The following is a 25,791-nucleotide window of genomic DNA, read 5'->3' on the forward strand; positions in this document are numbered from 1 at the left end:
TCAACTTAAAACTTATTTCACATTATAGTATGTGGCAGTATCGCAAGTGGACTTGTGATATACAGTGGGTGAGAGAATGAAAGATTATGTGAAGCCGACAATCGAAATTGTTGAACTGCGTCCGGAGGAACGACTTGCCAGATGCAGAGAACATTACTGTGGTCCCAATTGGATTGTGGATGTATTAGCATCCTTATTAGGTCTGTGCAGCCCTTGTAAAAAAAGCTGGTCAGGCAGCCAGCATTGCAGTTAGAATGTTACTATTTTGATTCCCAAACCATTAGGTTATAAATAACGGAGGAACAAATGACAATCACTATTAATATAGCGGGGATACAGATTCAACTTGCTTCGGCAGTAGCTTTCAAAGTAAATAAAAAAATAAACTGTTTTTCTTCTGCAGCCTGTCAGGTGGCTGATTTAACGGTATCCCTGATAAGCTGCGAAGAAATAAGGCTTCCTGAGAATTCTCTGGCTATGGATGAAATTATGTACTGGAACCGAGACCCAGACAAAGCAGAAAATACCTCCATATACATAAAGGAACCGGAAACCGGCAAGATAGTCTACAGACTCCTTGCGGATAAGGTATGGAAGAAAGCAGAAATTTCATATTGTCAGGACAAAAGGAATATCCTGACTCCCTTTTTGGAATCCCTGGGCGAAATCCTGTTTCGGAATTCCCTTCTGTTTCATCAGGGTATCGTAATCCATGCCGCTGCAATTGAGTGGGAGGGGCAGGGGATTATCTTTTCAGCTCCTTCGGGAACCGGTAAGACTACCCAGGCTAATCTCTGGCGGAAGTATAAAGGTGCCAGGATAATCAATGCAGACCGTCCAGCAGTGAGGGCAGGGGATAATAAAGCTTATGTTTATGGGACACTTTGGAATGGTTCCTCAGAAAAATATAAAAACCGGTCCCTTCCTCTGACTGGGATTATTCTTTTAGAACAAGCGAAGGAGAATTCCATAAGAAGACTGGATCCAAAAGAAGCCGCCGCCAGACTGATGCCCAGGTGTTTTCTTCCTTATTATGAGGAAGAAATCATGGAGCTGGCATTTCAAAATATTGAGAAAATAATAGCCGTTACGCCTGTGTATCTTTTAAAGTGCAGGCCGGATGGTGAAGCAGTGGAGATCGTATATCAATGTCTGAAGTGAAATTTATTAAAGCAAGTAGTATGATACCAGCAGCAGAGGAATTATTGGAGGCTGGTAAAGGGGTACGTATCACCGTAACCGGTATGAGTATGTACCCTTTTTTGCGGGAAAATAAGGACAGTGTGGAATTGGTAAAGGTATCTTACAAAGAGGTCAGTAAGGGAGATATCCTGCTGGTTTTAAAGGATAGGGAACATTATGTATTACACAGGCTCTTCTTTAAGAGAAAAAAGCATTTTTATCTAAATGGTGATGCCCAACAGTGGTTTGAAGGACCAATATACCCAGATCAACTTATTGCAAAAGTAAGTAAGGTCTATAGAGAGGATCGGTGCATTGATTGCTCGGACAAGGGCTGGAGGGCTTTGTCCTTTCTTTGGCGCCTTATATTTCCCCTGCGGTATGTTGCTATAAAATCCTACCGGAAGTTTCAACGGATGGCAAACCACAGAATAAGGAGTACATTATCATGAAAAAGATATGGCCGGTAGTAAAATGGATAGCAGAGAAGATTCGTACCTTTTTAGTGGCTCTGATTTTGATCATTATACTAAGTGCGGTGCTTTCTCTTTGCAGGGTTGCTATGGCAGTCTTAACAAAAGGATTAATTGACGCTGCTGTTGACGGAGACCTGCAAAAAGCCGTAAAAACAGGCATTTATTTCACGGCAGCTATCATCATACAAATTATATTAAAGGGAGCCGTATCCTTGTTATCAGTCAGAACCCAGGAATCCATGTCCAACCGTATCCGGTACCGGCTATACAGAAAACTGATCCGGGCAAAATGGATGGAGTATGCAGGGTATCATTCCGGCGATATCGTAACCCGACTGACCAGCGATGTCAATGTAGTAGTAAGCGCAATTGTTAGTGAGATACCAGAAATCATATCCCAAAGCGTAGGGTTAGTGGCTTCTTTTATAGCACTGTTCGTATTTGATCCGGTACTGGCAGTATTTGCATTTCTTTTAGGACCGGCAGCAATACTGATGAGTCTGTTATTTGGAAAAAAATATATGAAAATCCATGAAAGAGCCCAGGCAGCGGAAAGCGCTTACCGTTCCTACCTGCAGGAATCCATGGAGCATATGCTGGTCCTAAAAACGTTCTGCCAGGAAAATGAAAGTGGAAAACAGGTATATCGGCTGCAGGAAAATAAAAAACGTCTGGTGGTACGAAAAAATCTTGCCACAGTAATAGCCGGCTCGCTGGCTGCTTTTTGTTTTTATCTGGTGTATCTGGCTGCTTTCTTGTGGAGTGCAGTCCGTTTGTTTAGAGGTTCCATTACCTTTGGTACCCTTACCGCTTTTTTGCAGTTAATCACCCAGATACAGGTTCCTTTTTTGGGTCTGTCAAGTGCCCTGCCCCAGGTTCTTGCCATGACAGGTTCTGCCAGACGGTTAATGGAATTAGAAGAGCTGGAGGGGGAAGTTTATAAGGAAATTGATGATACAGACTTAACAGAAGTGGAAGAGCTGAACGATATTGTTTTTGAGCAGGTTACTTTTTCCTATAAGGAAAATTACCCAGTTCTAAAGAATATAACTGCAAAAGTATACGCCGGAGAAATAATCGGATTAATCGGCACCTCCGGTGAGGGTAAAACCACCTTGATTCATCTGCTGATGCAGCTTTTGGAACCATCCCAGGGAAGAATATATTTTCATTATGAAGAAAAAAGTTCAGATAAGTCAGAGCGTGTGGCAATTGCCGATAAAATCAAAACAGGAAAAAATACCATGCGTTCCCTGATATCTTATGTCCCTCAGGGAAATACCCTGTTTTCCGGCACCATAGCATATAATCTGAAGATAGGCAACCAGGCAGCAACAGAAGAGGAGCAGATTGCCGCCTTAAAAGGGGCCGATGCCTGGGAGTTTGTAAAAGAACTTTCTGAAGGTCTTAATACGGTAATCGGAGAGAGAGGTCTTGGACTATCGGAGGGACAGGCTCAGCGGATATCAATTGCCAGAGCTTTACTGCGAAACACTCCTATTTTATTACTGGATGAAGCAACCTCCTCCCTGGACATAGATACAGAAAAGAAAGTACTTACCGCAGTTATGTCCCAAAATCCGAAACGTACTCTTATCATCATAACCCACAGACCCTCCATACTGGATTACTGCCACCGGGTATGGCGGCTTACAGACGGTAAATTATCGGAGGTAGAACAGGCTAGTAAAGCTCAAGCCACTTAAGGAGACTGGCTCTTTGTTTTGTGATTGTTTCTATGCCATTGTGTTTCATGGCTTTGTAGGTACTTATTTTTTTTAGGTTGTGGAAAGCACGGTGGAGCCAGGCCAGGGGTAATAAGAAGGGAAGTCGTTTGGCATAACTGTATTTTAAACTTATTTTATCAGTGGAAGGAAATAAAAAACTTAATTTATTGCCTATACGGTAAAGCTCCCTTTTATTATCACTAACATCAATATATTTCATGAGCTGGGTGCTGGCCTCCCGGGTTTTTAACTTTCTTCCATATACTCCGGAATTTAAGACATCCTCTATCAGCAAATCGATATAGCAGGGCTCCTTAACGAAGGTATCTTTCATAAAGGAAATATCTGTATCAAATAACGTATGGCATACAAAGAATATGGATAATGAAAACTTCCTTATGCTATAAACTTCAGTTTTGGTATGAATATAATCCCAGTTTATTGCCTGCCCTGCATTCTCGATAAGCACCACAAAGTCACAGAGCTGGCGGAGTCCAAAGCCTGAGGTCATCGTGTGATGGGCAGTATGAAAAAGAAGATGAAGAATTTGATCTTCAACCGACAGACAAAGAACCGGTGCTTCATTAATCGTAGTTTCCTCAACCCGTTCCCAGATACTGTCCGTAAATTCAGAGGTAGCTTTCCTGCATTCCGCATCGCTTAAAGCCCAATGGAGTTCGATCAGAGGGTAGCTTAGATAGGAAAAACTAATATGTCTGGAGTAGGATAAGGTGATTTTATAACCAAGGGACAGCAAAAGGGCTTTTGACCTTTCTACATCTTCTTTGTGTACCAACAAGTCTGCATCCCCCATAGTTCTTAATTCCGGCTTTGGATAAAAGTTTCTTAAGACCAGTCCTTTTAAAGCAACAACCGGGATGTTCTCCTTATGAAACCCGAATAAAACCTTCTCCATTTGTTTCATATGTTCCAATTGATGTAATCCTGCCAGTACAGCGCCTCTTTGCCAGCGAGACAGGATTTTAAAATCACAGCAATCCTTCGGCAGAGCAGATATGACAGGATATAATAATCCATGTACCTGATGGGCAAAAGCTTCCTGATATATAGTGTCCCAGTCTATGGAATTATCCATAATTTTAATTTGGATTTCCTGATATAATTCATGGTCCGGTATCAAAGCCCTGATTGACAGAGATAAGAAACGAATTAGTAAAGTGCTGTTTGCATCCATAGATTCTGCTCCTAATAGTAAAATATTTACATATATTATAACACCAGGATATCCGTACAACAACTATAACAAAGTTTCAAAATAAGGGATTAATCCGCCGGAACTGTTATAATTCTACCGGACTTTGAGCTGTGTGGGTGGTTATTTCCATATAATTCTTGATAATATCAGCGTAATGGTGTATATTTACTATAATAATACACGAACTTACCGGTGATATGCCTGGAAGGTTGAAAGAAAATATAAGAATTAGAAGGACGCCACAGTAAGATTCTTTCACATAGTATTCTGTGGCAGTACCGCAAGCAAACTTGCGATATGCAATGGGGGTAAATATGAATCGAATCAGAAGGCTATTAACAACTATTTTATTATCAATTTCTTTGACACTAGTACCAGTATCTGCGAGTCTGATTAACAGTGAACAGGTTGAAGCTGCTGCTGTAAAACTGAATAAAACCAGTATTTCTTTGTATACCGGAGATACCTATAACTTAAAGCTTTCCGGAGTCAGCAAAGCAAAATGGTCATCGGGGAATAAAAAAATTGCAACCGTATCTGCCCAAGGAAAAATAACCGGTGTAAAAAGCGGAACCACAACGATCACAGCAACCCTTGGAACGAAAAAGTATAAATGTAGTGTAACTATTAAGAATCTGGTCATAAGTTCCAAAACCTTAAAAATGCAGGTTAACACTACCAAAAAACTCTCAATCAATGGTGCGAAAGGCACCATTACCTGGAAAAGTGCGGATACTAATATTGCAACGATAAGCTCAAGCGGTGCGGTGAAAGCAAAATCAGCAGGCGTCGTAGTAATAACCGGTAAAACAAACAATAAGAGTTATACCTGTAAAGTTACGGTCATAGATAAGAATGCCAGTGCCAAATTAACGGCAGAAGAAGTATATGCCAAGTGTTCTCCTTCCACGGTCCAGATCAATACCAATGAAGCCATAGGTTCCGGATTCTTTTTAGACAACAACAGAGTCATAACCAACTATCATGTAATTGAAGGAGCAACCTCGATTAAAGTACAGCTCCAAAACGGAAAAACCTATGATTTGGAAAAGATTCTGGGATATGACAAAGACCTGGATTTAGCCATCCTTAGTGTTCCGGTACCCAATGAACCCTTAAAAACCAATAAGCACGGAGTAAGCATCGGTGAAACGGTATATGCAATCGGCAGCTCTCTTGGATTTACCGATACCTTTACCAACGGCATCGTAACCAATGCCTCCAGGATCATTCAAAATGAAGAATTCATTCAGACGAATGCAGCCATTACCCATGGAAACAGCGGTGGTCCGTTATTAAATGCTTACGGAGAAGTAATGGGAATTAATACAATGCAGTATGTAGATGGTCAGAATCTGAATTTTGCTATTAATATCAATCAGCTATCGAAAGTAAATGTGGATAAGCCTATAAGTGCACAAGCGTTTTACGATAGCAACAAAGCAAGTGACAACTCAGGAACGAAGGTTTCCGGCGAAGACAATCCAGGTAATGACAGTGATATCATGTATGAAGATACAACGAAAAGTAAAAGTCCCGATACCTGTCAGTCAGTATCCTCAGGGATATATGTATATGGATCTCTTGCACATAATGATTTGGACTATTATAAATTCACAGTTACCTCAAGCGCTACGGTATATTTAGCCGGATTACCGGAACTAAAAGCCACAGACGATATATCGGATTATTATTTTGCCATACTCGATTCTAACGGTGAAGTCACTGCAGCTGCACAACCCCAGACAGTAGATAACGGTCAGCTTTTATTTCTCAGTGAGACCTTACAGCCTGGAACATATTATGTTGCTGTATTGGCAGACCCTGATAAAATAATCAATGAGACACCTTATATTTTTACACTGAGTTATTAATGAAATAATAGAGTATTTAAAAAGGGAGTTGTTATACAGCTCCCTTTATTTTCTCTTTTCATAGACTAACTGCAACTGCATGAAACATCAGATTCTTGATGGAGTTAGAAGAAAAAATAGAAAGTATGAAATTGACTACAGTAGCACAATATGAGACAATTGAACAGGGTGGATTATTATAAGGTAAATTTATAATAATCCACTCTTTTTTTGTTACAGTGGAAATCGTGACCTAAAAACACTCTGCATTGATGCGATCTTTCTACGGAAAGAAAATATGTTGCTTATAGGTGCTCTGCCAGAAAAGAGTTTCTAAACTGGCACTTAGCTCTTGTGTAAGAAATTTAACTTAGGCCTTAATAAAACCATTACATTTTTCTGTTATCGTAAAACTGTCAAATGAAAAAATTTAGTATTAGAAATTTACCGAAGCGTAAAATTATATTATTCTAAATAAATTTGCAGAAATTTTCTTGGTTCGTATGTTAAAATTCGCTGGTGTTTTATGTCAGAATAGCTCAGGAAAAATATGTAAAATATATTTGTGAAATGGAAAATTTAGGGATATAATAAATGGAGTTACTATAAGAAAAATTCTTACTTTAAAAATATTTTTTAAAAACCCCAGGAAGGAAAAAGCAGATAATTTAAAATATCAGGAGGTAAGCATAGAGATGCCGATTCTTTGTATGATGCCTAAAAGACGGAATGAAAATATAAAATTAAAAAGAGTCGTACAGAGATACTTTCAGCCTATTTTATTTGCAGCAGTAACCCAAGGGGGCTTTAAATGCAATGGAGGTAAAATATGAAAATTACAATAGCCGGAACCGGTTACGTAGGATTATCCAATGCAGTTTTATTATCTCAACAGAATGAAGTAATTGCACTGGACATCCTTCAGGAAAAAGTGGAGCTTATTAATCAAAGAAAATCACCAATCGTAGATAAAGAAATCGAAGAATATCTGACTCAGGAAGACTTAAACTTAACAGCAACAACAGATGCCTATAAAGCCTACAAAGATGCAGACTATGTAATTATATCTACTCCGACGAATTATGATCCGGTTAAAAACTATTTTAATACAAGAACGGTAGAAGCGGTAATTGCAAATGTATTATCCATTAATCCGGATGCGGTTATGGTCATTAAATCTACTGTACCAGTTGGCTATACAGAAAAAGTGAAAGCCATGTTTGAAACTGATAATATCATATTCTCACCTGAATTTTTAAGGGAAGGAAAAGCCCTATATGATAATTTATATCCCTCCCGGATTATCGTAGGCGAACAATCGGAGAGAGCCCGTATATTTGCCAAACTTTTAGAAGGAGGTGCAATAAAGGAAGATATACCGATATTATATACCAATTCAACAGAAGCAGAAGCCATCAAACTTTTTGCTAATACCTATCTTGCCCTCCGGGTAGCCTACTTTAACGAACTGGATACTTATTCAGAAGTCCGGGGGCTTAATACAAAGCAGATCATTGAGGGAGTCTGCCTGGATCCCAGAATCGGCAGCCATTATAATAATCCCTCCTTTGGTTACGGTGGATATTGTCTGCCTAAGGATACGAAACAACTGCTGGCCAATTATTTTGACGTACCCAACAATATTATCGGAGCAATTGTAGATGCCAACCGGACCAGGAAAGACCATATAGCAGAGCGGATTATACTTAGAAATCCCAGAACCGTTGGTATTTTCCGGCTGACCATGAAAATGGACTCGGATAACTTCAGACAATCCTCCGTTCAGGGAATCATGAAGCGGTTAAAAGCAAAAGGCATTGAAGTAGTAGTGTATGAACCGGCATTAAGGGAAGAATTCTTTTATAACTCAAAAGTAATCAAGGATTTAGAAGAGTTTAAGCAGGTATCCGATGTAATCGTAGCAAACCGCTGGTCGGAGGACATCAGTGATGTGGAGGAGAAGGTTTATACCAGGGATTTATACGGCAGGGATTAGAGCATAAGTTTGGTAACAATTAGAGCATAAGTTTGGTAACAATTAGGACATAAGTTTGGTTACGATTAGGACATAAGTTCGGTAATGATTAGGGCAGTAATCAGAGCGGAATAGGCCATTTTTAGTTAAAATCATACATAATTAATGATAAGGGTTATAGCTCTCTTATATTTGTAAAAAGGGCAGTTTTGAGATCAGACGGGGTAAGTCTGATATCCGATTGACCGGTTACAAAGGTAGGGAGCTATAACCCTATCTATTGTAATTATCAATATAGAAATTATCCAGAAACATCTAAAAATAATACGTTTACTATGATAGCAGAATATAGTATAATGTGTAGAAATATGTAAAAAAGGGAGAAAGGGGATAATTACAAATGATTAAATCATTAATGAACAAAATTCTTATTGTCATAATATTGATTACCTTTATCTGTTCGGCATCCTTTATGTGGGTGTCCTATTTTATGATTCAAAAATCCGTAATCGCCCAGATGGAAAGTGACGGTAAAACCTTGGTTCTGAATACAAAACGTGAAATTATTAGTAACAATGTTTCTGATTTAAATCAGCTCCAGGATATATTTAAAAATATTAAGGATGGCAGCGACGGAAATATTGTCTATGTCTCGCTATCAGATGAAAGCTCCAATGTCATAGTGTCTGATAACAGTAAACTGACACAGGATGCAGGCGGTGCAGATGCAACCTCTTCCGCAACACAATCAGGAGATGTAGCCGCTGTAATAAATAATCAGGAAACACTGGGACAGATACTAAAACTTCCTTCCGGTGAAAAAGTGTATAATATATCAACAGAATTCTCCAATGGCAAAGAGATTACGGGAGCTCTAAATATAGGTATATCTTTAGAAAGCATGTATGACCAGATAAAAATGACCCTTACTGAAACGGCAGCAATCGCTGTCATCAGTATGGTTTTGGCGGTTCTTTTTGGTTCGGTATTGGCAAGAAGAATCATTAAACCTATTATCAAAATATGTGATCGTTTGAAAATATTTGCAGAGGGAGATTTTACAGGCGGGTTTGAGCATAAAAGCAAGGATGAACTTGGTAAAATGAGCGAAGCCCTTGAAAATATGCGGCAGACCTTTCGAGGAGTCGTGGGGGAGATCAAACAGAATGCATATGAGGTTGCCAACAGTTCCCAGAGTCTGGCAACTGTCTTAGAGGAGAATTCAGCCACTGCCGAGGGTATATCAAAGGCCTCTGAGCAGTTAAATAACAGTTCTGCAGCCCTTGCTAACGATACCCAAAAAGGAATAGACCGTTTAAGTGCTTTAGCCGACAAGATTAATGAGTTAAATAGTATGACAGGTGTTATGTGGGACAGCATTAAAGAATCCAAGGCTGCCAATCAGACCGGAACCCAGTGCATCGATGAGTTAAAAACAGCAGCAGATGAGAATGCACAGATTACGGTGCAGATAAAAGAACAGGTGGATTTATTAAACAGCAAACTAGAGGCAATGAGTGAAATTACTACTGTAATAAAAAATATTGCAGACCAGACCAAGCTGTTAGCTTTAAATGCTATGATTGAAAGTGCAAGAGCCGGGGAAAACGGCAAGGGCTTCACTGTCGTAGCCGATGAAATTGGTAAATTGTCGGAACAGACCTCAAAATCCATATCCGGGATTGAAACAATTATAGACGAGGTTGGACTGGCAATTGATAAAACAAGCGAGTATATGAAGCAGGGAACTCTGGCAGCCGTAAAAACCACGGAAGTCTCCAAAGAGTCCGGCGAAGCCTTTGAAATCATAGACCGCTCCATAAGCAGTGTAATTGAGGAGATACAAAAAGTAATCAACAGCATAACTCAGATCAATGGCGATAAATCAGAAGTGGTAAATACCATGGAGGGAATTTCTATGATAATTCAGCAGTCCAGTGCCTCTACCCAAGAGATAGCCATGTCCCTGGAAGAACAATCCTCAAGTATGGATAATGTCAACCAGTCAGCTCAGGAATTGCAAAGAATTGCTTATGAGCTGGAGCGACTGGTGGATCGGTTTAAATTGTAGAGAAGACAGCCGATATGTTTTATGAAAACCGGATAATCTCCTGTTAGGAGACACTTTTTATTGTTTAGAATAGTAATACTTGGTGAGAATATTTATATCAATAGTATATTCTGAATAATAAATAGAAAGGTAACAAGAGGCATGTCAATAAAGCGTCTGGCTAAATTATGGGTCTGGATTCCGGTTTTATTTTTATTAGTACTAATCTTCAATTTTTCAGGAACGGACGGCGTACAGTCCAATACCTTAAGTGTGAGTCTGACCGACAGGCTTGTTAACGTATTCGTTGCAGTTCCATTTTTAGATTTTAATTCTGGTCAGGAACAGATATCCTTAAATATTCTGAACCTCCTTGTGCGCAAACTAGGTCATTTCACAGAATATGCAGCCCTTGCCTTTGCCCTTGCTTTTGCCTTGTACCGGTATCATATGAATAAGGGAAGGCTGATCCTTATTAGTATGGCTTTTGGATTTTTTTATGCCTGTACGGATGAAATACACCAATTATTTGTCCCTTTGCGTTCCGGTAGATTCACGGATGTTTTAATAGACAGTCTTGGCATGTTTTTTGGTATCCTGTTTTTTTATTCTATCATTAACATTTATCAAAGGATTAAGCCAGGTAAATGGGAAACGAAGTAGTTATTAGAAGGAGAAAAAGTTTGAAAAGTAAAATTGGTTTATTAACCTGGCTGCCGGCCCTCATCATGATGGTTATCATATTCCGGTTTTCTACTGCCAATGGAGATCAATCTTCTGCATTAAGCTCAAATTTAACAAATCGGCTTGTAAATACGGCAGCAGCCATTATGAAGATAGAATTAACCCCCGAACAAAAACTGTCAATAGAAGATTCCATACATACCCCTATCCGTAAATTAGGTCATATGACAGAATACGGTTTATTAGGCATAGCAGCAGCCTTTGCCTTGTATATCTATCACAAGAAAAGAGGCTGGAATTTGTTTCTATGGTGTGAAGGAATCTGTGTCCTTTATGCCTGTACGGATGAATTCCATCAATTATTTGTACCGGAGCGCTCTGGTCAGCTCCTTGATGTACTTATTGACAGTATCGGAATAACTTTGGGCTTAGGATTCTTTTGCGTTGTCTTATTGTGCAGGAAAAAGAACAAAGAAAAAAGTCTGGATTTACGATGAGATCAAGGTTTTGCAAACTTGACAAATGAAATACGGCATGCTATTCTCCCATCTTTGACAGGTCAAAAGCGGAAAACGCTGTATTTATAAGGCATTTTCCGCTTTTTAATGATGAAAAAATGTAGCTATATATTATTACTTTTTCTTTGTTTCTCGAATAGTCTTCTTCATGTTAACGTCGGTTATAATCTCATAATCCGTACGGAAACCAAAGGCTTCATGTAAAGCATCCGTAAGGTCTGTCCTTGTGTAGGCTGGTATGTAACCAAGTTTTTCTCCTGGGCGTGATATCATCATAGTTCGCAAGGTATCCATGATCTCTTCACAGGTGTATTCTCCAGAAAGCTTTTTCTCCAGTACCCGGAACACGAATAATGCAATGTAGCACGTAATGAAATGTGCTTTGATACGATCTTCTTTCTGAAGATATATAGGGCGGGCTTTAAACTCTGTTTTCATGATACGGAAGCATTCCTCAATCTCCCAGCGCTTCTTGTTAATCTTAATAATCTCATCAATCCCCATGTTCTCAAGGTTCGTACATACGGAGTAAAAACCATCATATCGTTCTTCTTCATGGATAGCAGTTGCATCCAGAAATGGGATATCTTTTGAACATACCTCACCATCCTCCGTAACAACCTCATGTCCAATAAAACGGTGTGGGTCGTTCTGATTTTTGGGACGTTGTTTATATTTTCCACTATTGATAAGCTCCTGTGCTCGGTCAATCTGCCCCTGACGTATTTTGCGTTGATAGCGTTGATACTTTAAAGAAAAGGAAACAATCAAATGCTGTTCCAGTGGGGTAGCACCCTGTTTGATTTTTCTTTGGGACAGGTCTTCTTTTATCCAGCGATCCTTGTAGTAAATCTTATTGTAATCTTCTGTTTCATCCAGCTCACTAATGTTATAGGTTCGGCTGTCGCCAGCCAGGCGCCACCCATCTGGATCAAGGGCAAAGTCTTTTAGATAGGAAGGGAGTTGTTTGACTGACTGCGTAGTAATAAAACTACGGAGTCGCTCGCCTCCAATGGATTTATCATTAAATTTACGGTTGCTCTTGGATGAGAGCCCTGCATCGGTGCAGACAATGATCTGATCCAGACCATAATCACTGATCACCTTTTTTTCTAAAGGTTTCAGAGTAGGCTGCTCGCTTTGATTTCCGGGAAAGATATCAAAAGCCAGAGGAATACCATCGTAATCCATGAAAAGACCCATACCAACCAGGGGTAAAGGCTGATGCTGCTTGCTCTTTCCGTATCTGCGAAGATCATCCGCTTCTTCAAGTTCAAAGTAAAAGTTAGTACAATCGTAGTAAAGGATATCCTTGCGTCGTTCCACGACTTTCTGACTATTTTTATAAAGCTCTGCCTGGATAAAGTCATTTTCTTGTGCCAGAACAGATAAGGCACGATAAATATCATGCAGTTCGAAAGAAGGTTGTTCTATGAACACGTCGGCCTGCCTGTTTGAAGCCAGTTTAGAAGAAGGATAGAGAATCCTTGTATAAATAAGTTTGGAAAGGATATCATTTAGGTCATACTCAAAGGAATGCCTTGAACGGATTGAGCTGCATATTTTGTGGAGACCAAGACTGTAGTAAGCATCCTGCAAGAAAAGATATCCGCAGTTAAAAGCTTTTTGCTCACCCTTTTTTAAGAGTTTAGTAGGGGAATAACTAACAATAATCTCTTTCTGTTCGTCGTACTCTTTACGATTGAGTTCATTTACGTATTCCTGAGCCCAAATATATGGATCCATGCCATGAGCTTTTGTTCTTACTTCATCAAGGTTACCTAATTTTTCAACTGTAACAGTGGTAACAGAGCCATTCTGCTTGCGTATGGTTTTTTGTACATAGAAAGATGAAGAATTTTTGGACTTACTAACAGTTAGTTTCATAAAAAACACCTCCATGCCTTATTATACCATATATAGCCAAAAATAGCTACATATATTTACGCGAAATTTGACAAAAAAATAAGCCTATATCAAGGCTTACAGCAATTTATTCTTCATTTAACTGTCAAACTTCCGGGATTTACGATGAGATCAAGGTTTTGCAAACTTGACAAATGAAATACGGCATGCTATTCTGAATGAGATAATGAATTGGAAATTCTGTAAAAACTGGTTTAAAAACTGTAAGTGGAGATATAAACGTAAATTTATAATGCAAATAGATGAGACTCTAACAGTAAAGATGAGTTGAATAAAAGAGTTAATAAGAGACAAATGCTCTCGTCTTTAAGTTTTTAAAGACGGGAGTTTTTCATCTTATGAATGGTTTATTTCCAAATCTGTATTAATATATCGAAATCACAAACATGGAGAAGGATGAACGACATGAAACTAAATCACGAAAAAGGCGCCCCTCCTTTATATTTTCAAATCGAAAATATTCTAAAGGAAAAAATTGAAAAAGGTGAATATGCCTACGGTGAAGTATTACCCAGCGAAAAGCAGCTTCAGGAACTTTATGATGTCAGCCGGGTGACCGTCAGACAGGCAGTAAGTTCGCTGGTGAATGCAGGATACCTGCAAAGTTCACAGGGAATTGGTACCACTGTAATTTTTGAAGAAAAAATAGATGAGAAATTAAAGCGGGTAATCAGTTTCTCCGAAGAGATGGAACAGCATGGCATTAAAATGGAAACGAGTTACTGCGATATTACGTTGGAAAAAGCAGATAAATGGATTGCCTCCAAATTAAATATCAAAGAAGGGGACGAAGCCTATAAATTAGTTCGTGTAAGAAGCGCGAAAGCTGCTCCAATCGTATATTCCATAACCTATTTAAAAAAGAATTATGACCTGCCCTTAGATCCGAGGCAGTATATGAAATCCCTTTATAACTTATTGGAGTCGCAATACGGAGTTAAAATTGTAAAAGGACAGGATACCTTTGAAGCGACCCTGGCCGATAAGGAAATCGGCAGATATCTGAATATATCAGCCGGGTCGCCGGTTTTTAAAAGAACCAGGAAGACGACCAACCAGGAAAATGAACTGGTGGAATATGCGGTTTGTTATTATCCAGGTGATAAATATAAGTATTCGGTAGAATTATAAATCTTATAACATAATGATTGTTATGAGAAGGAAACATAGATTAGAAGCATAGTTTAAAAGCATTTGATTAGAAACATAGATTAGAAGTATAGTTTAAAAGCATAGATTAGAAGCATAGTTTAAAAGTATAGATGAGAAGCATAGATTTAAAGCATAGATTAAAGTAGATTAAAAAGCATAGGTTTAAAAGCATAGATCATAAAGCATAAATAAAAGCATAATAATAAGCATAAACAAAAAACATTCATAAAAAGCATTCATTATAATACAGGTACCAGAATATCGTTCAAAAGATATTTTGCTAAGAATTACTTGCATTTATAATGGATGTTTTTTATGTTTCTAGACAAACAGACCAGAAGCAAGGATACAAAAATGCATTCCAGAGCAGATTACTCCAGCAATGCCAATATCAAGTTAAAAATAATACTCCGGGGGTGGGTTATTCAGAGGGGATGGGTTATTCAAAGAGGGCGGGTTATTCAGTGGTTATGATTATGAAGCGGTAACTAATATGAAGCGGTAACTAATATGAAGCGGTTAGAATATTCAGCGGATAAAAACATAGCTTTATAAAATACTTAAAAGATAAAATAAACAACCATATCTATGTACCCAGTAATATTAAACAGTCAATAACTACTAGATTATTAAGAATGAACTAGGTTTAATATTTCAATTGACAAGTCGGATTCCATATGTTAGTGTATATTATAACGTTATAACATTATAACGTTATAATAAATTAAACGGAGGGTATTATCATGTTCAAGATGAAAAAACTGTCAACGTTATTATTGTGTGTAGCAATGATGAGCATCATAGTTACCGGGTGTGGGGGCACCAAAACAGAAACAGAAGGGGCTGTAAATTCTGTGCCGGAGGGCACAAAAACGGAAGACACCAAAGCAGTAGACACCAAAGCAGCGGGCAATACTGAATTCTGGCTTGACAAACTAGGTGATCAGGCAATTATCGACCAATTAACATTAGTCTGGAAGAATGACTCCGGTATAGATGTCAAAATCGTCAATTACCCGGATGTAGCAGCATACCAGACTTCCCTGCAGCAATCCATTGATGATAAATCGGCACCCGGAATGTTTACCTGGTGGAGTGGAGCCCAGTTAGAGACACTGGCTAAGAATGACAAGTTAGAAGATCTCACTGCAGAATGGGATAATTACATAGCAGATGGGGTTTCCGCAGATATTAAAGAAGCGTTTACAATTAACGGAAAAGTTTATGCGGCACCATACAGTGTCTTATATAACACCTGTATATATAATAAAAAAGTCTTTGAAAAAGCCGGCATCGCGGATACACCAAAAACTTTTGATGAATTTTTAGCTGACTGCGAAAAAATAAAACAGACCGGAGTCACACCTATAGGCTTAAAGAATGATTCCTGGGCAAGTTTTATCTGGTTTGAGCAATTAATAGCAGCCTATGAACCCCAGCTATATCTGGATATCTGTAACGGCACCAAAACCTATACCGATGAGAGTGTAAAAAAAGTAATGGAAATCTGGAGGGATATGTTTGCAAAAGGATACTTTGCAAAACCTCAGGCCTACGCGGATATGACCAAGACCTTTGCCAAGGGTGAAATTGCAATTATGCTGGAACCGAATCCAACTGCCAACTCACTGGTGCTGGAATACGGTCTGGATTCTGGTAATGATTTTGATTCCTTTGTTGTGCCAAGCATGAACGGACAAAAAACACTATCTTTTTCGAAGCATCTCCAATTTGCGTAGCAAAGGCAAGTAAGGATAAAGCAGCAGCTATTGCAGCCCTCCGTAATTTTTACAAACCGGATACTCAGAATGTAATGTTAAATGAGAATGGTATAGCGAATACCAGTACAGTAACCGTTAGTAACATGACGATCCAGAATATTTTAAAGATGACTGCAGACTCCGATAATTATCAGTTATATTTAAGATATTATGAAAATACACCGGAGGATATCAGAAATTATGCACTGGATGAGCTGTCCAGATTTATGTACAGTGGTGCGGATATCGATGAAGTATTAGGCAATATTCAAAAGAAAGCAGATGAAGTATTCAAAAACTTAAAATAAAAAAAGCGTAAACTATCTCTGAGTGCTATCCCTGAAAGTTATAACTTGAAAGTTATAACCAGAAAAGCTCCATAAAATTCAAAAGGTTTTATGATTTGCAGTGACTTAAGGCTTGCATAACTTAATTAATTCAAATTAAATTTATAACATAAACCGGAATTGTTTCCTGATAACATCACGAGGCCCGGTCTGCCGGGCCCTGATGTTTTATCCATCGTTCATATTACATATAAGAAAGAGGAAGAAAATGGATAAACAATCAATCAATAGTAAAAAGTTAAAAAAAGGTCCCAAAACCTTAAAGAACTATTTATATCTTATGCCAGCAGTAATACTAACAGTCGTATTCTTTATTACATCAATCTTTTACACGATTTATTTAAGCTTTCATACCTGGGATGGATTTTCACCCATTAAATTCGTAGGTTTTTATAACTACATTTATCTGTTCCACGATGCCAACTTCAAGATATCCGTAATGAACACTATAATCTGGGTAGTCTGCTCTTTACTGATCTCACTGGTAATTCCATTGCTTTTTGCCATACTGGTATCAAGGAGTTCCTGGCTGACAGGTTTTAAAAATATATTTTATTTCCCAACGGCATTATCGGCAACGGTAGGAGGTATGATTATTGCCTCTATGATATCCACATATGGTCTGCCCCAGATTTTTGGGCTGCTTGGGATGGATAACCTGGTATGTGACTGGCTGGCAATACCTTATATCAATACTTTTATCATGATAGGAATGGGAATGTGGCAGGGAATCGGTCTTAATATGATTTTATTTATATCCGGTCTTAACCATATTCCGGCTTCTCCGATTGAAGCCGCAGCTCTGGAAGGTGCAGGAACCCTTAGCATGTATACCAAAGTGATATTCCCGTTGTTAAAGCCTACAACCATCGTAGTATTTTTAATGTCCCTGGTAAATAGCTTTAAGATCTTTGATTCCATCTGGGTCATGACAAAAGGCGGTCCTTACCGCAGTTCGGAAACTCTTGCCTTAACCATGTATGAGGAATCCTTCATAAGAAACCAATTTGGTATCGGTTCAGCGGTAGCAGTGGTCTTGTCTATTGTTATTCTGGTAATTGCGTACTTTAATCTGAAAAATACATTTGCAGATAATAACCTGACCGTATAACCTGCAAGAATAAGTATAACCATAAAGGATAAGTTTGGATTGGCAGTTATAATGGTTGTCACCCAATTTCCAAATCCAGATTAAGATAAGGAGGTCATTATGATAAGACAAAAAAAGAGCAAAAAAATCATGATTAATACAATACTGTCGGTACTGGCTACAATTTGGATTTTTCCAGTGATCTTTACAGTTATGGGTGCTTTAAAAGGAAAACAGGAGTATAATTTAGGAAACATATGGGATATGCCTAAGCACTTTCTGCTGTTTGAGAATCTCGGATATTTAAGCAAGGGAGCAGACATTTACCAGGGGATGCTAAGCAGTTTCCTGTATTCGTTCAGCGGTGCACTTTTATCGGTTATCCTTGCGGCACTGGCCGCCTATGCCATCGCAAAGCTGGAAATCAGATTCCGGATGTTCTGGTTCTTATTAATATACTGCGGAACGATTTTTCCATTCCAAATCTATCTGATTCCGGTATACAGGGGTTTCGCTAAGCTGCATCTTTATGATACCAGAGCTGGAATGATTTTATTCTATACCGCCATCTGCATACCCTTTAGCATGTTTGTACTCCGGAATTTCTTTATGGGAATATCCAATGAAATTTGTGAATCAGCCAAAATAGACGGTTGTAAGGATATGCAGATATTAACCAGAATCTTTGTCCCAATGTCAAAAGCACCGTTATCTGTGGTATTCTTATCCCAGTTTACCTGGGCCTGGAATGACCTGATGTTTGGTATCACCTTTACAAAGTCCTCAAATATAAGACCGGTCATGGCAGCCATATCCTTAATGGGTAAAGCCCATGTCCCAGCCTTGCTGGTGGGCTGCATCATAGCCTCCATACCGACCGTATTATTATTTATATTCCTGCAAAAGAATTTTGAAGCAGGCTTTGCTTATCAAAGTAAGTAAGCAAGAAAGCAATAATTACATTATATAATAGAAAGAAGGTCTATATATGAAATTTAAAAAAGAATGGAATGTGTACCTGATCCACCATTCCCACACAGACATTGGTTATACGGAGCGTCAGGATAAGATTATCAATTATCACAAGGACTTTTTAAAACAGGCTATCGATATCTTAAATGATATCCATAAAAACCAGAATGCCGACAGCAGGGGCTTTGTATGGCAGTGTGAGAACTTTTGGCAGGTGGAGAATTTCTATGCCAGTGCCAGTAGTGAATATAAAGAGGATTTTGAAAAATACGTAAAAAGTGGTGAAATCGGCTTATCCGGCAATTATTTAAATATGACGGAGCTAATTAATTATGACATTTTAAAGTCCAGAATCGGAAAGGCAAAAACTTATGAAGCAAAAACCGGAATTCCGGTAAAGAGCGGTATGAGTGCAGATATTAACGGCTTTGCCTGGGGGTACGCCGATGCCTTAGCTGAAAATGGAGTAGAGCACTTATTTTCCTGTCTTCACCCACATCATGGCATGTTCCCGCTATATAAGAAACAGATTCCCTTCTACTGGGAAAGTCCAAAGGGAAATAAAATCTTAGTCTGGAACGGAGAACACTATCACTTTGGCAATGAGTTACAGTTTGCGCCTCATGCCGGTACCTCCTATTTCATCCGTGACGAAATAACGGAAAAAATGAGGAAGGATATTATGTATAAGGAAGGTCTTGAAGCGACAGAAGAAGAGGAATTTAAAGTACTGTGCAGCCGGTTGGAGCGTTATTTAGTTAACCTTGAGGAGGAAGGATATCCATATGACCTAATACCCTTTATGGTATCTGGTGCAATTACGGATAATGCACCCCCAAGTGCTTCCATTGCCAAACGTGTCAATCGTTTAAACGAGACCTTTGCCGGACAACTTAAAGTTAAAATGGTTACGTTAGATCAGTTTTTTGAACAGGTGAAAGATAAATGCTTCGATATCCCCACCTATAAAGGAGACTGGAATGACTGGTGGGCAGATGGTGTAGGTTCTACCCCCTCAGTAGTAAAAAACTTTAAAGATGCCCAGAGAAAATACAACCTGTGCAAAAAGCTGGATGCCTGCGGAACCCTGGGAGATTCCCGTTTGGTGGATGAGGCCTCCGAAAACCTGATGCTGTATGCGGAACATACCTGGGGATATTCCTCCTCCGTATCAGAACCCTGGGAAACCCTGGTTGGAGACCTGGAATTAAAGAAATCAGCCTATGCGATTAACGGCAATACAGCGATTGCCAAAAACCTGGATCAGATTTTAGCTAAAAAAGGTGAAGTCACAATTAGACAGGACAGACCACAGGAATATACCATAATCAATCCTCACAGAATTCCTCTAAAAACCACTGCGCTGGTATATATCGAATTCTGGGAATATTTAGACGGCATAAATTACAGCCTTGATATACCCGTGGAAGTAGTGGATGTAAATACCGGAGAAGTTTTAAAACACCAGATAAAACAGATAGCCCGTGCGATTCAGGTGGAAGTAGCAGTTAGTCTTGATTCGAAAGAAGAAAAGACCATAGCAATACATCCTACAAGAAAACCGCATAATGCTACGGTACAAAACCACGCTCATATAGGCGCCGAAGGAATCCGTGATATTCTTTTACCGGATACCTATGAAGAAAATACATCCTGCATTGAGACCGCATTTTATAAAGTCTTACTAAGTGAAGAAAGAGGAATATATTCCATAATTGATAAACGGGATGGAAAAGACTTAGTCCGTTCTGAAATTCCCTATGCACCTTTTTCCGGTGTTTATGAAGTAACAGACATCAAAACCAATGCCTGTGAAGAACGAAGAAGAATGGGCAGAAACCGCAAGGATGTTTCCACAAGACGGTACGGCTCTAAATTAAAAGATATCCGGATTATAGAAAATGGTGATATTTATACAGCAGTACAGTTAGACTATCATCTGGAAGGAACCAGATTTTACAGTGTCTTCTTAAAGGTTTACAAAGGAATACCAAAATTGGAAGCCATGGTCCGTATTCACAAAGAAAGTGTCTATGAACCGGAGAACCTGTATATAGCACTTCCCTTTACAGCAGGGGAGGAGGAAGTAACATATATAGATAAAACCGGCTGCATCCTTCGTCCTGGTCTTGATCAGCTTCCGGGAAGCAACAAGGAGTTCTATCTCCTGCAAAATGGTATTGTAATGGAAGGTGCCAAGAAGGATGTAATCCTTGCTATTAAGGATGCACCGTTAGTTACCTTTGGGGATTTAAAAGCCAAACCAATTAAACTTTGTGACGGCAAGGATACAGAATTAAACAAGAGTACTGCCTACTCCTGGATAATGAATAATTACTGGGAAACTAATTTTAAAGTAGATTTAGGCGGCTTTTATGAATTTGCCTACTCCCTAACCACCACGGATAAAACCTCCAAAGAAGAGGCCATGGAAGTATGTGAAGCAATGAATGAAGGCATGATATCTTTCTATATATAAAGAACAAAAAAAGGTATAAAAGCTGATATAAAAACACTTATAAAAGTAGGATATAGAAGCAGAAATAAAGGCAGAAATAAAAGCAGAAATGAAAGCAGATGTAAAAAAGAAATAAAAGCAGAAATAAGATCAGAAATAAGAGCAGAAATAAAAACAGATATAGAAGCAGAAATAAAAGCAGATATAAAGCAGATATCAAAAACAAATAAAAACACAGATCAAAAACAAATAAAAAGAACAGGGAAGAGAATGGAGTAAGGAGTATATGATTTATTATGTAATGCTGGATGTAGGCGGCACTCAGATTAAAGGCGGAATTCTGACGGAAACCGGAAGACTGCTTCATGATATAAGCACCTTTGATGCCAAATCAAACCGGCCAAAGGAGGAAATCTTCGTTAACTTTGCTGATATCATAAGCAACCTGATTGACACCATCGAGGAGCCTGAGAAATGTATTGCCGGTATTGGGTTTGCCTTTCCGGGTCCATTTGATTATGAACATGGCATCAGTAAGATGATAGGCTTGAATAAATACGACTCCATCTATAACTGTGATTTTAGACAGGAACTTATAGCGGTCATAAAGAAAAAGGGCACATACAAGTACTTTAGAAAAGACTTCACCCTTGTATTCGTTCATGATGTGGAAGCCTTTGCCATCGGCGAAAGCCACTTTGGTACTGCCGCAGGCTTTAGCCGTGCCATGTATCTATGTATCGGCACAGGTTCTGGTACATCCTTTACGGAAGACAAAATTGTGCTAAAAAAAGAAACGATAAATTTCCCGGAAAACGGCTGGATTTATAAAACGCCTTTTAGAGACAGCATTATTGACGATTATGTATCCAGCAGGGGTTTACAAAAACTATCAGCTAAGTATTTAAAAGACCCTGTGGAGGGAAGGATTTTATATGATCTGGCAGTGAGGGGAGAGGAGACAGCGCTTCTGACTTTTAAAGAGTTTGGAAGTGACATAAAAGAAGCCATTGAACCTTTTTTAGAATCTTTCTCACCGGACTGCCTGGTACTTGGCGGACAGGTTTCGAAAAGCTTCTGCTTTTTTGGCGCTGAGTTAGAACAGTATTGTAAAGAACATCAGATTGCAGTCAGACTAACAGAAGATACGTCAGTGAGTATTTTAAAAGGGCTTTATGTTCGGACTAGGAGGTAAGAACCTGACCGCAATGTTTCATTATACTTATGAATGTCAGATTAAAAGGAGAAAAAAATGGGTGGAAAATACTCAATTTATAATAATTATGATTTGTCACCCTTTAAAGTGATTGATGGTTTTGACAATCAGGCTTTTGAAGGTTATGAATCCATATTGTCGGAAATACGCAGACTGGAGTCAGAGGGAAAACGCATTTTCGTATTTGATTTATATCCGGGAGTGGATAAAAGTGAGCTTATCTTTTGGTTAAAGCAGTTAAATCCCTCTTTACTGATTGATTCTGAGGAATGTGCTTATGACAGCGATAAAATAACGGAAATCTTTGAAGATAATTTAACGAAAGACCGTGTATTTGGTGTAATGACCCATAAAAAACTTGAGGATTGCTTTGATAAGGCTAAAATAGAACAAGTACAGACGTTATTGTCAGAAGAGGAAGATAAACTCATAGTTATCGTGGGTGTCGGAGCCGGATTAATTACCTTGGGTGATGTGTACTTTTACTTTGACCTTTCCAGATGGGAAATACAGCTTCGGTACCGCAGGGGTATGCCCAACTGGAGATGTTTAAACAACGATGCACCGATTTTAAGTAAATATAAACGTGGATTTTTTATAGAATGGCGCCTGGCAGATAAACATAAAAAAGCTCATTTCGAAGATATTCATTATCTGGTGGACACCAATCTTCCCAACCAGCCTAAGATGATTACTGGAAAAGCATTCTGCGAAGCACTAAACCAATTATCTGCGGGACCCTTCCGTCTGAAACCCTATTTTGACCCCGGGGTCTGGGGCGGGCAATGGATGAAGGAAGTCTTTGGGCTTTATCAGGCGTCCGATAATTATGCCTGGAGTTTTGACGGCGTACCGGAGGAAAACAGCCTGACTCTTAAATTTGGTAACGTTATGGTGGAAATCCCCTGTATGGATTTGGTATTATACCGCCCGGAAAAGTTACTGGGTGAGCGCGTCCATGCCCGTTTTGGAGCGGAATTCCCAATTCGTTTCGACCTTTTGGATACCATGGAGGGCGGTAATCTTTCCCTCCAGGTACATCCCATGACAGAATACATCCAGGAGACCTTTGGTATGCATTATACTCAGGATGAAAGCTATTACATACTGGAGGCTTCAAAGGAAGAAGATACCTATGTATATTTGGGAGTAAAAGAGGGCATCAAGAAAGAAGACATGATACGGGATTTAGAAAAGGCCAGGGGGGGTGAGCATTCATTTCCGGCAGATACTTACATTAATAAAATACCTGTGAGAAAACACGACCATATACTGATTCCTGCCGGAACCATCCATTGTTCCGGAAAAAATACGGTGGTTCTGGAAATCAGTGCAACCCCTTATATCTTTACCTTTAAACTATGGGATTGGGGGAGAAATGGTTTAGATGGAAAACCCAGACCCATCCATTTAGAACACGGAATAAAAAATATTCAGTGGGACAGAGATACCAAATGGGTCAATGATAATTTAATTCATCAGGCTAAGACCTGTCATGAGGAAGAAGGTATAACCATAGAGCGGACGGGACTTCATAACTTAGAATTTATTGATACCTACCGCTATACCTTTGAAAAGTCTATTACCTGTCTGTCCAGAGACAGCGTAACTATGCTGAATCTGGTGGATGGAGCACAAATGACCATATCAAGTACAGCTGGAGAATTTAAACCTTTTGATGTTCATTACGCAGAAACTGTCATCATCCCGGCAAGTGTTAAGGAATACCAGATGACCCCCAGTGGTCTGTCCCAGGGAAAGCAGGTAACTGTAATTACTGCGTCTGTTAGGGGATAACATTACTGAGCCCATTAAGGGATAATATTACTTAGTCCATTAAGGGGTAATATTACTGCGTCGATTAAGGACTAATAATTCGTGAATATGTAAGGGAAATATATACTATCTTATCGTGATATAAAAAATGGTTAAAAAAATAGGATTGACAAGAGCCATCCAAAGTTGTAAAATGAAAAAAACTAAATAAGGAAGTTCTTCGGGGCAGGGTGAAATTCCCGACCGGCGGTATAGTCCGCGACCTGATTTCTGACTTATCAAGAAGTTATTGATTTAACTACATTGATAATAGCAGTGAATCAGTTGATTTGGTGTAATTCCAAAACCGACAGTAAAGTCTGGATGTGAGAAGAGAAAATATTGCATAGCAAGCAACTAATCTTAATCATTAGCCTCGAATCAATAGATTCGAGGTTTTTTATTTTATGAAAAATTCGTTATATTTCCATGAAATAAAAAGCCCTTCCGGGTAGGATGCATAAGCGATAATCCATGCCCGATATAGAGGGCATATACGCCGTCAGTAAGATTACAATTATATAGTTTTCCTGTGAAGCGTACTAATAACCAAGAATTTTCCTTTATAATTAAATGAAAAGGAGAGATTATTATGGCATCAATTACCCATCAAACAAAATCACCGAATTCAAACAAAGGTACCGCCTTTACCACCAGGGCTATGGTAACCATCAGCTTATTATCAGCCTTATCCTATGTTCTGATGTTACTGGAATCACCACCTTTTATCGGCTTTTTAAGACTGGAACTTAGTGATATACCTGCTATCATAGGAGCATTTCAATTCGGTCCAATGGCAGGACTTGTAATCGAGTTAATTAAGAATTTAATTAAAGGTATCACTGCAACGAAAACTGCAGGTGTGGGCGAACTTGCCAACTTTATTGTAAGTGCTGCATATGTCGTACCTGCCGCAATCTTGTACCGAAAGTTAAAGAATCATTATAAACCGCTGATTTCCTTTGGCGTTGCTACCATCTGTATGACTGTTGCAGGATTTTTAATGAACTACTTTGTAACCATACCTTTATATGCCACTCTTTATGGCGGTATGGAAAATGTACTTTATGCGGCTACCGTAATTCCCGGAATCAAAGATAAATTCACTCTGATTCTTTTTGGTATTACACCGTTTAACTTATTTAAAGGCGTATTCCTTGGCGTAATCGGTCATTACACCTACCGGTTATTAAGAAATCGTCTCTAAGACAATAAACTTGCCACTTCTCATTCCAACTTAAATAATAACCCCGGACAAAGGGGCTGCTGCAATCCTTACTTGACTTAACTGCGAAAGTATCCATATATTTTAGCAAAAGTTCAGTGACTTTCATTTGCAGCAGCCCTTTCCGGCTGTCTAAGATATGGTCTGAA

General features: G+C 38.9%; 21 protein-coding genes and 1 riboswitch. Of the genes, 19 read left to right on the forward strand and 2 right to left on the reverse strand.

All coding sequences use genetic code 11. The features are described 5' to 3' along the window. Positions 1 to 76: 76 nt before the first annotated feature. From QA584_RS02060 to QA584_RS02075, 4 genes are read left to right on the forward strand one after another with little or no spacing between them, the layout of a single operon-like run. Positions 77 to 253, forward strand: a complete 177-nt coding sequence (locus QA584_RS02060) for a hypothetical protein (RefSeq protein ID WP_278272864.1) — start codon at positions 77 to 79, stop codon at positions 251 to 253. A 53-nt stretch (positions 254 to 306) separates the two neighbouring features. Then, the gene (locus tag QA584_RS02065) at positions 307 to 1,161 is read left to right on the forward strand and encodes a hypothetical protein (protein ID WP_278272865.1); all 855 of its coding nucleotides are present in this window, start codon (positions 307 to 309) and stop codon (positions 1,159 to 1,161) included. Beyond that, positions 1,149 to 1,634: a S24/S26 family peptidase gene (locus tag QA584_RS02070; RefSeq protein WP_278272866.1), complete on the forward strand. Its 486-nt coding sequence runs from the start codon at positions 1,149 to 1,151 to the stop codon at positions 1,632 to 1,634. Before QA584_RS02065 ends, QA584_RS02070 begins: the two co-directional genes overlap by 13 nt. Continuing rightward, the gene (locus QA584_RS02075; RefSeq protein ID WP_278272867.1) at positions 1,631 to 3,364 is read left to right on the forward strand and encodes an ABC transporter ATP-binding protein; all 1,734 of its coding nucleotides are present in this window, start codon (positions 1,631 to 1,633) and stop codon (positions 3,362 to 3,364) included. Before QA584_RS02070 ends, QA584_RS02075 begins: the two co-directional genes overlap by 4 nt. Here the strand turns inward: QA584_RS02075 and QA584_RS02080 are convergent. Then, positions 3,342 to 4,580 carry a nucleotidyltransferase domain-containing protein gene (locus tag QA584_RS02080; RefSeq protein WP_278272868.1) on the reverse strand — a complete coding sequence of 413 codons (1,239 nt, stop codon included), beginning with the start codon at positions 4,578 to 4,580 and terminating at the stop codon, positions 3,342 to 3,344. The two genes, QA584_RS02075 and QA584_RS02080, sit on opposite strands and share 23 nt — an antisense overlap. 335 nt (positions 4,581 to 4,915) lie before the next feature. On the opposite strand from QA584_RS02080, the gene QA584_RS02085 reads away from it, so the two are divergent. From QA584_RS02085 to QA584_RS02105, 5 genes are all read left to right on the forward strand, one after another. Further along, positions 4,916 to 6,475, forward strand: coding sequence for a trypsin-like peptidase domain-containing protein (locus tag QA584_RS02085; RefSeq protein WP_278272869.1), 1,560 nt, complete (start codon positions 4,916 to 4,918; stop codon positions 6,473 to 6,475). Between the two features lie 808 nt (positions 6,476 to 7,283). Next, the gene (locus QA584_RS02090) at positions 7,284 to 8,450 is read left to right on the forward strand and encodes a nucleotide sugar dehydrogenase (RefSeq protein ID WP_278272870.1); all 1,167 of its coding nucleotides are present in this window, start codon (positions 7,284 to 7,286) and stop codon (positions 8,448 to 8,450) included. Between the two features lie 379 nt (positions 8,451 to 8,829). Further along, positions 8,830 to 10,500 (forward strand): methyl-accepting chemotaxis protein, encoded by a 1,671-nt coding sequence (locus QA584_RS02095; RefSeq protein WP_278272871.1) that lies wholly within the window; start codon positions 8,830 to 8,832, stop codon positions 10,498 to 10,500. A 141-nt stretch (positions 10,501 to 10,641) separates the two neighbouring features. Next, positions 10,642 to 11,142: a VanZ family protein gene (locus QA584_RS02100; RefSeq protein WP_278272872.1), complete on the forward strand. Its 501-nt coding sequence runs from the start codon at positions 10,642 to 10,644 to the stop codon at positions 11,140 to 11,142. A gap of 20 nt (positions 11,143 to 11,162) precedes the next feature. Further along, a complete protein-coding gene (locus QA584_RS02105) occupies positions 11,163 to 11,660 on the forward strand; it encodes a VanZ family protein (protein WP_278272873.1) in 498 nt (165 codons plus the stop codon). Between the two features lie 135 nt (positions 11,661 to 11,795). Here the strand turns inward: QA584_RS02105 and QA584_RS02110 are convergent, their stop codons facing one another. After that, complete coding sequence (locus QA584_RS02110; protein WP_278272874.1) at positions 11,796 to 13,568, reverse strand: IS1634 family transposase; 1,773 nt, start codon at positions 13,566 to 13,568, stop codon at positions 11,796 to 11,798. A gap of 444 nt (positions 13,569 to 14,012) precedes the next feature. On the opposite strand from QA584_RS02110, the gene QA584_RS02115 reads away from it, so the two are divergent. The 10 genes from QA584_RS02115 to QA584_RS02160 all read left to right on the forward strand — a co-directional run bounded on the left by QA584_RS02115 (position 14,013) and on the right by QA584_RS02160 (position 25,624). Beyond that, positions 14,013 to 14,738, forward strand: coding sequence for a GntR family transcriptional regulator (locus QA584_RS02115; protein ID WP_278272875.1), 726 nt, complete (start codon positions 14,013 to 14,015; stop codon positions 14,736 to 14,738). A 336-nt stretch (positions 14,739 to 15,074) separates the two neighbouring features. Continuing rightward, a complete protein-coding gene (locus QA584_RS02120; protein WP_278272876.1) occupies positions 15,075 to 15,233 on the forward strand; it encodes a hypothetical protein in 159 nt (52 codons plus the stop codon). A 269-nt stretch (positions 15,234 to 15,502) separates the two neighbouring features. Next, positions 15,503 to 16,498 carry an ABC transporter substrate-binding protein gene (locus QA584_RS02125; protein WP_278272877.1) on the forward strand — a complete coding sequence of 332 codons (996 nt, stop codon included), beginning with the start codon at positions 15,503 to 15,505 and terminating at the stop codon, positions 16,496 to 16,498. A 74-nt stretch (positions 16,499 to 16,572) separates the two neighbouring features. Next, on the forward strand, positions 16,573 to 16,827 hold the full coding sequence (locus QA584_RS02130) for a hypothetical protein (RefSeq protein ID WP_278272878.1): 255 nt from the start codon (positions 16,573 to 16,575) through the stop codon (positions 16,825 to 16,827). 247 nt (positions 16,828 to 17,074) lie between these two features. Next, positions 17,075 to 17,977: a carbohydrate ABC transporter permease gene (locus tag QA584_RS02135; RefSeq protein ID WP_278272879.1), complete on the forward strand. Its 903-nt coding sequence runs from the start codon at positions 17,075 to 17,077 to the stop codon at positions 17,975 to 17,977. A 99-nt stretch (positions 17,978 to 18,076) separates the two neighbouring features. After that, entirely contained in the window at positions 18,077 to 18,898 is an 822-nt protein-coding gene (locus QA584_RS02140; RefSeq protein ID WP_278272880.1) for a carbohydrate ABC transporter permease, read from the forward strand. 46 nt (positions 18,899 to 18,944) lie between these two features. Then, complete coding sequence (locus QA584_RS02145) at positions 18,945 to 21,407, forward strand: glycoside hydrolase family 38 C-terminal domain-containing protein (protein WP_278272881.1); 2,463 nt, start codon at positions 18,945 to 18,947, stop codon at positions 21,405 to 21,407. A 265-nt stretch (positions 21,408 to 21,672) separates the two neighbouring features. Beyond that, the gene (locus QA584_RS02150) at positions 21,673 to 22,581 is read left to right on the forward strand and encodes an ROK family protein (protein WP_278272882.1); all 909 of its coding nucleotides are present in this window, start codon (positions 21,673 to 21,675) and stop codon (positions 22,579 to 22,581) included. A gap of 57 nt (positions 22,582 to 22,638) precedes the next feature. Further along, positions 22,639 to 24,399, forward strand: coding sequence for a class I mannose-6-phosphate isomerase (locus QA584_RS02155; protein WP_278272883.1), 1,761 nt, complete (start codon positions 22,639 to 22,641; stop codon positions 24,397 to 24,399). Between the two features lie 191 nt (positions 24,400 to 24,590). Continuing rightward, positions 24,591 to 24,757: riboswitch (FMN riboswitch) on the forward strand. A 252-nt stretch (positions 24,758 to 25,009) separates the two neighbouring features. Continuing rightward, the gene (locus QA584_RS02160; protein WP_278272884.1) at positions 25,010 to 25,624 is read left to right on the forward strand and encodes an ECF transporter S component; all 615 of its coding nucleotides are present in this window, start codon (positions 25,010 to 25,012) and stop codon (positions 25,622 to 25,624) included. Positions 25,625 to 25,791 lie beyond the last annotated feature (167 nt).

Origin of the sequence: Anaerocolumna sp. AGMB13025 (assembly GCF_029689925.1) — a bacterium.
Classification (GTDB): domain Bacteria; phylum Bacillota; class Clostridia; order Lachnospirales; family Lachnospiraceae; genus Anaerocolumna.